14 protein-coding genes and 1 pseudogene are annotated in these 11,553 nt (G+C 63.7%); 5 read left to right on the forward strand and 10 right to left on the reverse strand.

Translation table 11 applies throughout. The features are described 5' to 3' along the window. Positions 1–545 precede the first annotated feature (545 nt). The 3 genes and pseudogenes from HUU96_RS15070 to HUU96_RS04585 form a co-directional block, all read right to left on the reverse strand. Entirely contained in the window at positions 546–848 is a 303-nt protein-coding gene (locus HUU96_RS15070; protein WP_254604992.1) for a hypothetical protein, read from the reverse strand. 295 nt (positions 849–1,143) lie between these two features. Beyond that, a pseudogene (locus HUU96_RS15075) lies at positions 1,144–1,887 on the reverse strand (short-chain dehydrogenase/reductase). A 60-nt stretch (positions 1,888–1,947) separates the two neighbouring features. After that, complete coding sequence (locus HUU96_RS04585) at positions 1,948–2,148, reverse strand: winged helix-turn-helix transcriptional regulator (protein ID WP_438827058.1); 201 nt, start codon at positions 2,146–2,148, stop codon at positions 1,948–1,950. A gap of 117 nt (positions 2,149–2,265) precedes the next feature. Here HUU96_RS04585 and HUU96_RS04590 point away from each other — a divergent pair, with 117 nt between their 5' ends. Beyond that, the gene (locus tag HUU96_RS04590) at positions 2,266–2,871 is read left to right on the forward strand and encodes a TetR/AcrR family transcriptional regulator (protein ID WP_174291676.1); all 606 of its coding nucleotides are present in this window, start codon (positions 2,266–2,268) and stop codon (positions 2,869–2,871) included. 220 nt (positions 2,872–3,091) lie between these two features. On the opposite strand, the gene HUU96_RS04595 is transcribed toward HUU96_RS04590, so the two are convergent. Further along, the gene (locus HUU96_RS04595; RefSeq protein ID WP_174291677.1) at positions 3,092–3,997 is read right to left on the reverse strand and encodes a S41 family peptidase; all 906 of its coding nucleotides are present in this window, start codon (positions 3,995–3,997) and stop codon (positions 3,092–3,094) included. 322 nt (positions 3,998–4,319) lie between these two features. On the opposite strand from HUU96_RS04595, the gene HUU96_RS04600 reads away from it, so the two are divergent. From HUU96_RS04600 to HUU96_RS04610, 3 genes are all read left to right on the forward strand, one after another. Continuing rightward, positions 4,320–4,727, forward strand: coding sequence for an MBL fold metallo-hydrolase (locus HUU96_RS04600; RefSeq protein ID WP_174291678.1), 408 nt, complete (start codon positions 4,320–4,322; stop codon positions 4,725–4,727). 154 nt (positions 4,728–4,881) lie between these two features. Then, entirely contained in the window at positions 4,882–6,093 is a 1,212-nt protein-coding gene (locus HUU96_RS04605; protein WP_174291679.1) for an IS256 family transposase, read from the forward strand. Between the two features lie 190 nt (positions 6,094–6,283). After that, positions 6,284–6,676 (forward strand): hypothetical protein, encoded by a 393-nt coding sequence (locus HUU96_RS04610; RefSeq protein ID WP_174291680.1) that lies wholly within the window; start codon positions 6,284–6,286, stop codon positions 6,674–6,676. A gap of 50 nt (positions 6,677–6,726) precedes the next feature. Here the strand turns inward: HUU96_RS04610 and HUU96_RS15300 are convergent, their stop codons facing one another. The 3 genes from HUU96_RS15300 to HUU96_RS04625 all read right to left on the reverse strand — a co-directional run bounded on the left by HUU96_RS15300 (position 6,727) and on the right by HUU96_RS04625 (position 8,605). Next, on the reverse strand, positions 6,727–6,849 hold the full coding sequence (locus HUU96_RS15300; RefSeq protein ID WP_174291681.1) for a BBE domain-containing protein: 123 nt from the start codon (positions 6,847–6,849) through the stop codon (positions 6,727–6,729). Positions 6,850–6,989: 140 nt separating this feature from the next. Next, entirely contained in the window at positions 6,990–7,859 is an 870-nt protein-coding gene (locus HUU96_RS04620; protein WP_174291682.1) for an SDR family oxidoreductase, read from the reverse strand. Further along, positions 7,859–8,605, reverse strand: a complete 747-nt coding sequence (locus HUU96_RS04625) for an SDR family NAD(P)-dependent oxidoreductase (RefSeq protein WP_174291683.1) — start codon at positions 8,603–8,605, stop codon at positions 7,859–7,861. The genes HUU96_RS04620 and HUU96_RS04625 overlap by 1 nt, the downstream gene beginning before the upstream one ends. Positions 8,606–8,720: 115 nt before the next feature. Here HUU96_RS04625 and HUU96_RS04630 point away from each other — a divergent pair, with 115 nt between their 5' ends. Continuing rightward, positions 8,721–9,338 (forward strand): TetR/AcrR family transcriptional regulator, encoded by a 618-nt coding sequence (locus HUU96_RS04630; protein WP_174291684.1) that lies wholly within the window; start codon positions 8,721–8,723, stop codon positions 9,336–9,338. A 122-nt stretch (positions 9,339–9,460) separates the two neighbouring features. On the opposite strand, the gene HUU96_RS04635 is transcribed toward HUU96_RS04630, so the two are convergent. The 3 genes from HUU96_RS04635 to HUU96_RS04645 form a co-directional block, all read right to left on the reverse strand. Further along, positions 9,461–10,207, reverse strand: a complete 747-nt coding sequence (locus tag HUU96_RS04635; RefSeq protein ID WP_174291685.1) for an AraC family transcriptional regulator — start codon at positions 10,205–10,207, stop codon at positions 9,461–9,463. Beyond that, positions 10,204–10,584 (reverse strand): VOC family protein, encoded by a 381-nt coding sequence (locus HUU96_RS04640; RefSeq protein ID WP_174291686.1) that lies wholly within the window; start codon positions 10,582–10,584, stop codon positions 10,204–10,206. Before HUU96_RS04640 ends, HUU96_RS04635 begins: the two co-directional genes overlap by 4 nt. Before the next feature lie 649 nt (positions 10,585–11,233). Beyond that, positions 11,234–11,437: a hypothetical protein gene (locus HUU96_RS04645; protein ID WP_174291687.1), complete on the reverse strand. Its 204-nt coding sequence runs from the start codon at positions 11,435–11,437 to the stop codon at positions 11,234–11,236. Positions 11,438–11,553: the final 116 nt, after the last annotated feature.

The following is an 11,553-nucleotide window of genomic DNA, read 5'->3' on the forward strand; positions in this document are numbered from 1 at the left end:
GTGTAGCTCAGTGGTAGAGCACTGTGTTGACATCGCAGGGGTCGCAAGTTCAATCCTTGCCACGCCCACCATCAAAACTGGCGGTTATCCTGACATTTCGACCCTCCCCCTGCTGAGCGGCTGAGGGATTGGTTCGGCGCGCTTTCGGCGTAAAGCGCCTGGCGCGCGTTGCTCGATCTCGTCGAGCACCTCCTCAAGAGCACGGAAAACGGTAGCGAAGCGACCGATCGCGTAGACCTCGGTAGAACCGCTGGCGTCGTGACCGAGCCATCCTTCGAGGTCCCACTTAGCGACGCCCCGGTTGCGGACGATCGTCGCCAGGCTGTGTCGAAGCAGGTAGGGCTTCCACTCTCGGCCGCCGGGCAGATACGAATTAGGGCTGCGCGGGAACTAGGCCCCGCTCGCCAATATGCTCTGGGCGGGTTGGTTTGGCCCGTCCGACAACTCCGGTCTGCTGCAAGTGGCCATCGCCAGCTCAGCTCAGGGTCATCCTGTCGGTAGGCGCGAAGGACCTGAGCCCGGCCGCGTCGCCCGCGCATACATTCCTAACCCAGTCGGGATCGGTGAGCAGCGCGCGCCCGACCGCGATCAGATCGAACTCCTCGCGCTCCAGCCGATGGGGCCGGGTTGTCGAGCGAACTCGGCGTCGAACTCTCGCCCATGAACGCGCCGAGCATGTCGCCGGAAAGCCCGACCGAACCGACGCTGATGATCTTGGCACAGGTCAGCTTCTTAGCCCAGCCGGCGAAATTGAGGCCGTCCTCACCGTCGATGTCCGAGAACTCGGGCTCCCAGAACCGGCGTTGCGAGCAGTGCAGCACGTCGGCACCCGCCTCGACCAACGGCACCAGCCAACGCTCCGTTGTTCGGCGATTTAGGTATCTTCTCTATACCAGGCGTCAATCAAGCACTATGGGCTACCAGGTCACCCCGGAGGCACTATGCCCACCCCTGACCAGCCGCTTGACGCCAATTGCCCGCACCGGCTCCTCATCGACCAAGTCGCCGACAAATGGTCGATCCTGGTCCTCACCGCGCTAAAAAGGGGAAGCGTTGCGCTTCAACGCGCTGTTGATTATTCCGCATCGCTCCCGCGTATCGATATAGTTACATGTCCCGCGCGATCCGAACCGGACTGCCTGATCAAGGCGTGTGCCGCGCCGACAGTCCACCGTCGATATCGACCACCACGCCACTGGTGTAGGACGATCGAGGTGAGGCGAGGAAGAGGATCAGGCCGGCGACTTCCCGCACGCTGGCGGGGCGTCCCAGCGAAAAACTTGGCGATGCGCCGCCGCGCTCCCGAAGCAGGCGTTCGACCCTGTCCGTCGCGACCGGCCGTGGATTGACGCCCAACACGCGCACGCCCTTGTCCAGGCTGCATGCGCCCAATGCGCGCGTCAACGCGACCAGCGCCGCGTTGCCGGTGCTGCCGGCAATGTACGTCGGATCCAAATAGTTCGCGCTGGCACCGATGACGTTCACGATTACGCCATGACCTGCATCCTGCATCCTTGCCAGGAAGAGCCGGCAAAGGTCGATATAGCCGAACACCTTGAGGTCCCAGCCGGCCCGTCAGGCCTCCGGCGTCACATCGCCGATACTGCCGCCCGGTATCGCGCCTGCGTTGTTGACGAGGATATCGACCTTCCCGGCATCCATCATGCGCGAGCCGGCCGTGGCGTCCGTCAGATCGAGCGGCAAGGTATCCACCACGACCCCATGAGCGTCCGACAGCCGCCTAGCGATCGCCGTGAGTTTGTCTGGCGATCTGGCCACAAGCAGAAGATTACAACCTTCAAAGGCAAACGCTTCGGCAACGCCTTGCCCGATGCCCTGAGATGCCCCTGTAATGAGAACCCGCTTGCCGCGTAGTTCCAAGTCCATGGCCGTTCCCTACTCCGGGCAATTCCGTAATATCAGCTACTGTCATACATCAACGATCGGCTAATCTCGGTCGAAAGCTGATCTTGCCTGCTCGACCTGCGACAGGTTCTCGCTCGCCCAGACCCACACGCCGCAAAAAGTCACGCCTAGAGTGAACCCCAGCCTGGTCAAGCTGTACTCGACCTTTGGTGGCACGACCGCACAGACGCGGCGATCGACCAGCCCGTCGTGCTCCATCGCCCGCAGCGTCTGGGTCAGCACGCCCGTGACGACCCAGACGCTGCGACATGTTCTGTCCTGAATACTACACTCAGTGCGAATTATAGTTGCACCCGGTGCGGCTTTGCAAGGGGGCGGTGCCGTGCCACAACTGCGTTGATGAATGACGCGCCGGATCAGTCGGAAGGTCTGCGCGCGCGCAAGCGGCGCGACACCCTCGCCCGGATCGCAGAGACGGGCCTGAGGCTGTTCGTGGCGAACGGCTACGACGCCACGACGTTGGAGGAGATCGCGGCGGCGACGGGCATCTCGCGCCGGACGTTCTTCTATTACTTCAAGTCGAAGGAGGATGTCCTGCTCGCCTGGCAGGACGGAGGCTTCCTCCAGGTGCTGCGCCCGGCGATGGTGGACGAATCGCCAGGCCAGCCTCCTCTCCACGTCGCGCGCGCGTGCTTCCTCAAGCTCGCGTCGCGGTACGAGACTGAGGAGTCCATCGTCGTCGACCGCCTGCTGCGCTCGACGGAAGCGCTGCGCCTGCGCAAGGAGGCCATCTTCATTGACATGGAACGCGTGCTCTTGGCGGCCATGGTCGATCTGTGGCCGGAACCCGAGCGACGCGATGTGCTTCGGACGGCAGCGATGATGGCCATGGGTGTCCTGAGGCTCGCGCTCGACGACTGGCGGCAGGACGACGCGGCGAGTCAGCTGACGTTTTATCTCGATCGACAGTTCTCGCTGCTGAAAGACCCGCTCGGCTTGCAGTAAAGATCAGGGCGAGCTTCTCGGGTCCACTGCTCAAGCGGTCTGGCTCATGCCAGGCCGTATGCCGTCGCAGGAGGCATGGATTGTACGAATGTCTATAATTGAAAAGTACCTCCTTCGCGCTGAATGGGAGGAAGTGTGTTGTCGCCGTCGCTCAGACTATCAGTTAGCTCGTACTTACGTCGTGCCGCATGAGCGGCAATGGCGCTACTGGGCCGCCGGCTTACTCTGAATTCTTGGTCAAATCCGCGGTGATTAACTCCATTGCGGTGTCGATCTCTTTGCCAAGTGCGGTGACGATATCGGGTTTGACGCCGGTGCCTTCCCAGCCGGGCGAGCCGTCCGGCGCGAGCAGTAGCTTATTAGGGATCGACGCCGTTAGGCTGCCGCCAAGGTCGATCGAGTGCGCGGCGATGCCAGCTCCACCCGTTGTCTGGCCTATCACCGTCGCGCGCCCTGCACGCTGGAGGCCAAACGCGAAGCCCTCAGCAGCCGAGTAGGTATCCGCGCTGACGAGGATGTACACCCGCGCGTTCGGATAGCGCGGACCCGGCACATAGGGGTAGGTGGTGTCGAGAAGGTCGCGGTGGGGATCGCGAAACCGGGCGAGCACCAACGGCTGCGCCTCGTCAAGTGCGTAGAGGTAGGAGGCGATCAGATCGCCAATGATGCCCGTGCCGCCGTGATTGCCGCGCACGTCGACGATGATGTACTTCGCCCCTGCACCCAGCCGCATTGCGGCGACAACCTGCTCGCACGCGTCACGTGTAAGATTCCAGCCGCGGGACGAGGCGATGTAGAAGACCGGCTTGTCCGGCAGCGGCTGGGCGAGATCGATGGGGGACTGACGCTCGGGCGGCACCGCAGCGGCCGGCATGGTGCAATCGACGTAAAGGTGCAGATCGCGATGCACCGCCTGAAGATCGGACGTAAGCCGCTTCGCTAAACCGCAGCCAGATAGGGTGGCGTACCGATGAGCGCGCTCGTTGACGCGCAGTGAGGCGACGTAGCGAGTAGCCAGATCGGCGATCGGATATTCGCGGTCGAGCGCGGCCGCCAGTCGCTCGGCCGGTGCAGCAGTCTCTGCCGCGGATGGTAGCGCAGCAACCAGGAGGGCAGCGATCAGCATGGACGAACCTTAATGAAATCCTAACGCGCGAGCCAGCCCAGCATACCCAAACGCTCGGAATGCGAGACATAAGGCAGCCCGGCCGTACCAACTCTGCTACCCGGTTCGCTCCAGCGCTCCTGTCGGAAAGCTGTCGCGACGTGCGATGAATGAACGGCAGGTCGGAGAAGCGCAGAGGGGCAGGTGATTAACCGCGTATGGGTCTCGATTTCCGACAAGGTCACGAGACGCGTAAGGCACGCGACATTCCCGTTCGGAGATGCTTACCTGTTCGCCGCAATGGGGATTGGCGAGGCCGCGGCATCGGCACTAGGAGCGTCTGATGTTCCAAATCGGCAAGATGCGCATTCAGAAGCTCTTCGAGATGGACCTGAACGGCATGACGTTCGAGCAGCTCCTGCCGGACCTCGATCTCGCCGAACTGGAGGCCCATCCCGATTGGATCCCGGCGGGAACCGCAGATGAGGACGGCCACGCCCTGCTGAGCATCCACAGCTGGCTGGTGCACCACGACGGCAAGACGATCCTTGTCGACACCGGTGCCGGCAACGACAAGGCCAGGCCCGACCAACCGATCCTCGACCATCTCAACAATCCGTTCCTGGAGCGACTGCGTCAGGTGGGGATCAGCCCCGAGCAGGTCGACGTCATCCTCCACACCCACATCCATTCCGACCATGTCGGCTGGGACACGCGCCTGGAGGGTGACCGCTGGGTGCCGACCTGGTAGCGTCCGCGGTGATGGTGTAATTTCCCGGTGTAGATGACGGTGCATGCCGGGGTGGGGCCGAGGCCCCACCCCGGTGGCGGCGTCTCGGTGGTCACCGGGCTCATCGGATAAGGTGGAAGTGTCCAGCTTCACCCCAACCGAGGAGTTGATCCCGATGACCGACGACAGATTACCGCTTGCCGAGCTGATGGCGAAGACCGGCGACGGCGACTTCCTGCGCAGCGTTGCCGAGAGCGTGCTGCAGATCATCATGGAGGCCGATGTCGATGGCCTGATCGGCGCCGGCCGTCACGAGCGCTCCAGCGACCGCAGCACGTGGCGCAACGGCTACCGCGACCGCAGCCTGGATACCCGGCTCGGCACGCTCAACCTGAAGATCCCCAAGCTCAGGACCGGCGCCTACTTCCCCGGCTTCCTGGAGCCACGGAAGACCGCGGAAAAGGCGCTGGTGTCGGTGATCCAGGAAGCGTGGATCGCCGGCGTGAGCACGCGCCGCGTCGACGAGCTGGTCCAGGCGATGGGCATGAACGGCATCTCCAAGTCGAGCGTGTCGAAGCTGTGCAAGGACATCGACGAGCGGGTGAACGCCTTCCTGAAGCGCCCGCTCAACGGCGAGTGGCCATACCTTTGGCTCGATGCGACCTACCTGAAGGTCCGCGAAGGCGGCCGCATCGTCAGCGTCGCCGCGATAATAGCGGTTGCGGTCGACACCGAGGGGAAGCGCGAGATCGTCGGGCTGCACATCGGCCCCAGCGAGGCCGAGCCCTTCTGGTCGACCTTCTTGCGCGATCTCGTCCGGCGCGGACTCAAGGGCGTGAAGCTCGTCATCTCCGATGCGCATGAAGGGCTGAAGGCGGCCATCACCCGCGTCGTCGGCGCCACCTGGCAGCGCTGCCGCGTCCACTTCATGAGGAACGCGCTGGCGCATGCGCCTAAGGGCCAGAACACCGTCGTCGCCGCCGCTATCCGGCAGGTCTTCCTCCAGCCCGACCACGCCACCGCAACCCAGACTTGGCGCCACGTCGCCGACCAGCTCCGCGCCCGATGGCCCAAGCTCGGCGCCTGCATGGATGCCGCCGAGCACGACGTGCTCGCCTACATGACCTTCCCCGAGCAGCATCGGGTGAAGCTCCACTCGACCAACCCGCTCGAACGACTGAACAAGGAGGTGAAGCGCCGCGCCGACGTCGTCGGCATCTTCCCCAACGAGGACAGCATCACTCGCCTGATCGGCGCCGTGCTCCTCGAGCAGAACGACGAATACCAGCTCCAGTGCCGCTACATGCAGCTCGAAGGCATGACCGCGCTCGCCACGCCCCAGATCGAGGAGGTTACCCAGCTACAGATTACCCCCAAGGCCGCCTAATCGATGCGGCCCGGGACCACACCCGAAATTACACCACGTTGACGGACGTGACCTGCCGACCTTCCCCAACGCCACAGTCATCTGCTCGGGACTGGAATGGCGCTACGGTGCCGCGCTTGCCGATCAGGATGCGACCTGCGTCGCGGCGGCCCGGCAACAGGCGGGCCTGGGCGAGCCGGTCCGCACGCCGGTGTCCGGCACCTTCGACGACAGCATGCGGCCGCTGGAGCAGTCCGGCAAGGTGCGGCTGATCGACGTCGACGGCAGCGAGGTGCTGCCCGGCATCCGCTTCATCCCGACGCCAGGCCACAGCATCGATCACGCCTCAATCGAGATCGAGTCCGATGGCGCGGTCGCCTTATTCGGCGGCGATGTCTTCCATCATCCGCTCGAGGTCCACGACACCGACCTCATCTCCTGCTTCTGCGAGTCCCCCGCCGCCGTCGGCCGTTCGCGTCGCGCCCTCCTGAAGCGCGCTGTCGAGCGGCGGGCAATATTCTTCAGCAGTCACTTCCCGCTGAGTTCCGCGGGCCGGGTCGTCGGTGAAGGCGATGGCTACACATGGGAGTTCGGAAGGAGGTAACGCCCATTAATTTTATCACGCGCCATCCCGTACCGAGGGTGTGTCCGCATTCACCCGCTCACGCCGTGGTGAACGGCGAATAGCCTGTCGGGATCGTAGTGTTGCTTAACCTGGCGCAGCTGCGGCCAGTGCTCACCCCAGGCCGCTCGCTGCCAGCGAGGTGGTAGTCGCATTCGGACAGGTAGCTGCCCGCGCTTGGGGAAAGCCTAATGGTCGGAACTGGGTAAGAGCGATCTCAAGCCACGCTATATCAAACGGCGTAACTTTGCCTAAGCTCGGCAAATTCGCAGACATCACATCAGGTCTTTACGGTTTACGCGAGATCTTCGAGAAAGCCGGTCGCTTCCTTTGGGGCCCACGCCACTCGCTCTTGGGTCAGCGTGCTGGAAGCGGGCACGTCCATCCGGGCAATGCGATCGAGCCAGCCGAAATGGCTTGCAGACTCCGCCGCCGACAGGCTGACGACCGGCATGTTCAACCGCCGCCCGATTGCTTCGGCGATGTCGCACACTGACACGCCTGTCTCGGTAACGGCATGGTAGCATTGTCCCGCGACGCCGCGTTCGAGGACGTGCCCGTACAGCCGCGCGGCATCAAGGCGATGAACCGCCGGCCAGCGGTTCCGGCCATCGCCGACATAGGCCGACATGCCTTTCTCGCGGGCATGGGCGAGTAGGTAGGTGGCAAAGCCCTGCTTGGACCGGTCATGAACCTGCGGCATCCGCACCACGGTGGCGTGCACGCCGTGACGGACGAGCGCCAGTGCTGTCTGCTCCGAGACCCGAGGCATGCCGTGCGCCCCCGGCGGTGGCGCGTCGTCCTCGGTGACGACGCGGCCGGGGATAACGGGAAGCCCGGAGGTGACGATCAGCGGCTTGCCCGATCCCGCCAGCCCGTGGCCGAGCGCCTCGATCGCGTCGCGATCCATCTCGCAACTCGCCGCCAGGTTGGCGAAGTCGTGATCGAAGGCCGCATGGATGACGGCATCGGCCTGCTCGGCACCGCGCCGCAGGCTGTCCGTGTCGCGCAAGTCGCCGTGATGGACCTCGGCACCAGCAGCGACGAGAGTGGCCGCTGCCTCGTCCGATCGGGCGAGGCCGACCACGCGATGACCAGCGGCGAGCAGGTCCGGCACGACCGCCGAGCCGACGAACCCGGTCGCGCCGGTGACGAAGACGCGCATCACCACGGCACCGTGCCGTTCTCGTCGGAGAAGGTGCCGGTCGGGCCGTCGTCGCCGATCAGCGCGAGCCGCACCGGCTCGCGCGCGCCTTCCTCCAGGCTGCGCGTACCGTTAAAGTTGTTGAGCGCCGTCTTGGTGAACCCTGGGCAGGCGGCGTTGACCTTGATGTTCGTGTCCTCCAGCGCCAGGGCGAAGGCGAGCATGACCGCGTGCGCCGCCGTCTTCGACACGCTGTAATTGCCGAACATCTTGCGGTGCGGGTTGGCGGGGTCGGAGTTCAGTGCGAGCGATGCGCCCGAACTTGCGGTAATGACGATGCGTCCGGCCGGTGCCTCGCGCAGCAGCGGCAGCATCGCCTGCGTCACGGCGATGACGCCGAACACGTTGGTCTCGAACACGGCGCGCACGGCGTCGAGCGGCGCGTCAGTCAGCAGGTTGGTCTTGACCGCCTCGGCGAAGTCCTGGTTCGGCTTGGCGCGCGAGATGCCGGCGTTGTTCATCAGGATGTCGAGCCGGCCGAACTCGCCGCGGATGCGGGTCGCGGCAGCGGCGATCGACGCCTGGTCGGTGACGTCGAGCTGGATCGCGTGGGCGCGCTCGCCGATCTCGCGGGCGGCGGCTTCGCCCTTGGCAAGGTCGCGCGCGCCGACCAGCACGGTCACGCCGTGAGCGACGAGGTCGGCGGCGATCTGCAGCCCGATCCCTTGGTTAGCGCCGGTGACTAGGGCGATACGCTCTTCCGACATGATGATCTTCCTCTACGAGTGGTGGTCAGCAACGATGCGATGCCGTATGTAACGGACAAACGGAACGCTTGTCCGTTACATACGGAGGAGTCTTCCGTTTATCAAGGATGATGATTTGTCGCGCGCCCTAGGTAACCAAGAGGCTGAACCGCCGACCCATGGTCCGACCGGCCGGCACCTGCGCGCCGACGCCGTCCGCAACATCGACACGCTGTTACAGACCGCAAAGGCGGTGTTCGCGACATCCGGTGTCGATGCGCCGATGCGCGAGATTGCCGAGCAGGCGGGGGTAGGGGTCGGCACGATCTACCGCCACTTTCCCCACCGCGCCGACCTGGTCGCGGCGGTGTTCCGGCACGAGGTCGATGCCTGCGCCGACGCGGCCGCGCTGCTGGCGGCGGAGCATGGGCCCGGCGAGGCGCTGGATCGCTGGATGCAGCGCTACGTCGACTTCATCGTCGCCAAGCGCGGGCTGGCGGCAGCTCTCTACTCCGGCGCACCCGCATTCCAGTCGTTGCCGGCCTATTTCGACACGCGGCTCGAACCAGCGTTGCAGGGGTTGCTGGATAGTGCGATCGCCGCTAGCGAGCTGCGCGCCGACGCCAGTCCCCGCGATCTGCTCCGTGCCGTCGCGAGCCTGTGCATGCCGTCGAGCGACGGCGACCCTGCGCCGGCGCGGCGGCTGGTGGCGCTGTTGATCGACGGCTTGCGCTATCGTGCGCAATCAACGTGAGTTGCTGGGAGGGGTTCTGTCGAAGCTGCTCTTTTTCCCAATCTACCTGTATGAACGAGCGGCCGATGTCTGGACGCCGAGTAAAGGACGTGAACGTCGTCTATTAGATCGCATCAAACACGTTACTCCCGAGCACCTCGGTACGACGAAGGTGCGAGGCCGAACGTCCGGCGGAACGCCGCGCTGAATGCGCTTGTGCTCGTGTAGCCACAGCCAAGCGCGACCGCGACCATGCCGTCGCCAGCAGTCAACAACGTTATGGCGTGAAGCAGGCGAGCCTGTCGCCGCCACGCCTCGAGCGTCAATCCCGTTTCGTGGAGGAACAGCCGCTGGAGCGATCGAAGGCTTGCCCCGGCGTCGCGCGCCAGGGTCGCGTTCCTCGCCTGATCCGCGGGTGCCGCGATCAGCCGTTCCGCCACGGATCGAGCGCGACCGTCCCGCGGCAGCGGCAGCTGCAGCTGTTCCCGGCGTGCATCCGAGAGCAGATCGACCAGCACCGCCGCGAGTCTCGCCTCGGCTGGGTTGTCGGGGTGCAGCATCCCCAGCCGCGTGATGTGTACGATCAATTCGCGCAGCAGCGGGACGACCTCAATCGTCCCCACCGCCGACAGCGGCGCGGCAAGTCCAGGCGCAAGATACAGGGTACGAAGCGCGACCTCCCCGCGGCAGCGCAGACGATGGTCGAGCGCGGCCGGTATCCAGATCGCCCGGGTTGCCGGCGCGAACCACATGCCGTCGCCCGTCAGCGCCTCGATCGTGCCCGATCGCGCGTAGACCAGCTGCCCCCAGCCGTGACGATGCGCAGAGATCTCCGAACCGTCGCGCAGGGTCAGCGCCAATGAGCGAACGGCAAAGCCGTCGCCGATCACGCCGGGATTGCGCCCGGCTCGTACTGCATGATGCCGACCAGATTGCCCTCCGGGTCTTCGACATAGGCGAGCTCGCCGACACCCTCGATTCGGTAGGGCTGCATAAGCACCCGTCCACCCTCTTCCTCGACCAGGGCCAGCGTCGTGTGCAGGTCGTCGACCCCCATCGTCGCTTCGTACGCGGACGTCCGCACCCCGGACTTAAGCTCGCGACGCTCTTGCAAAGCACCGAGGATGCCGGTGCCTGCGTTGGTGATCTGGTAATAGTCGGGCGGCCCCCACGGCCTGAACGACCAGCCGAACACGCTCTCGTAGAAGCGTCGTGCGCGGGGTACATCGTCCGCGTTGATGGCGAAGTGGCGCAACGTGGCCGGCATGGCAGCTCTCCTTGACCAAGCCGTATATCAGGATCGCCGCCGACGTGCGCACGCTTAAACGCCATTGATTGTCGCGAACATGCCACTGATGCCGGTTATGCGAACTTCGATTGGCGTGCGCCGTGCTTACGGATGGTGCCTGAATGCATGTCCGATGTTTAGAAGTCACTGGGATGCGTAAGCGGCCAGACATGGTTTTGCCCGGTGTTCGAACGATCGATCTCGACTCGTTGTGATTTAGGGCTAGCGGTCAGCTTGGCTCTAAATCAACCGTGCGGTCTGGGGTCGTTCTGAGGCAGACGCTTGCTCGCGCTGATCTCTGGTCTTCGTAGAAGCTTAAACAGACTTCATTCCATGCGCGTAGGAAGCGTCATGTCATCCGTACCACCTGTTATAGTGTACGTATCATAGTTGAAAATGACAGTGTGTATACTACAATAGTAAACCATTAGACTATCATTCACTATTGTATAGTTCGTGCTCGCTGAATGGTAGCACGCTTTAAATAAGGTTGGCCTCCTACGTTGCAAGCTATGATCGTTTTAACCATTTGCTTCATCTATACATAAATCCGTAGGCGATAATTGTAGGTGTTTAGGATTGTGGCAGCCCGATCAACTCGTAATCTTAGATATAGCGATAGCTATAACTAAATCCGGGAAAGAAACACACCTATCCATGGTGCGACGATGACGTCGCCGTTCTTCTGCTCCAGCACCTGGTACGCGTCAGCGGTCAGCGGCTTGATACGGATTTCGTTGAAGCGGGCGTTGTCGGTGAGCGGCCCGACCTTGTCGTCGAGGCTTGCCTCGAAATTGTTTAGGTAGGGCTTGTCGGAGACGGTGGTGTTCACCGCTGAGGTGGCCCCCTAAATGACCTGACAGGGCCTCGTTCTTAGATAAGAGTGAGGCATATGACTGACGGTACGACCAGGCGTTACAACGACGGCGAGGTCCTGTCCGGTGTGCA

It is taken from the genome of Sphingomonas bacterium, assembly GCF_903644135.1.
Lineage (GTDB): Bacteria > Pseudomonadota > Alphaproteobacteria > Sphingomonadales > Sphingomonadaceae > Sphingomonas.

What these genes read in the sequence shown, in the direction of transcription:
- HUU96_RS04620 (WP_174291682.1), bottom strand. Translation starts at nt 7,859, where the DNA reads ATGCGCGTCTTCGTCACCGGCGCGACCGGGTTCGTCGGCTCGGCGGTC.
- HUU96_RS04640 (WP_174291686.1), bottom strand. Translation starts at nt 10,584, where the DNA reads ATGCCGGCCACGTTGCGCCACTTCGCCATCAACGCGGACGATGTACCC.
- HUU96_RS04605 (WP_174291679.1), top strand. Translation starts at nt 4,882, where the DNA reads ATGACCGACGACAGATTACCGCTTGCCGAGCTGATGGCGAAGACCGGC.
- HUU96_RS15300 (WP_174291681.1), bottom strand. Translation starts at nt 6,849, where the DNA reads ATGCGACTACCACCTCGCTGGCAGCGAGCGGCCTGGGGTGAGCACTGG.
- HUU96_RS04625 (WP_174291683.1), bottom strand. Translation starts at nt 8,605, where the DNA reads ATGTCGGAAGAGCGTATCGCCCTAGTCACCGGCGCTAACCAAGGGATC.
- HUU96_RS04590 (WP_174291676.1), top strand. Translation starts at nt 2,266, where the DNA reads ATGAATGACGCGCCGGATCAGTCGGAAGGTCTGCGCGCGCGCAAGCGG.
- HUU96_RS04595 (WP_174291677.1), bottom strand. Translation starts at nt 3,997, where the DNA reads ATGCTGATCGCTGCCCTCCTGGTTGCTGCGCTACCATCCGCGGCAGAG.
- HUU96_RS04600 (WP_174291678.1), top strand. Translation starts at nt 4,320, where the DNA reads ATGTTCCAAATCGGCAAGATGCGCATTCAGAAGCTCTTCGAGATGGAC.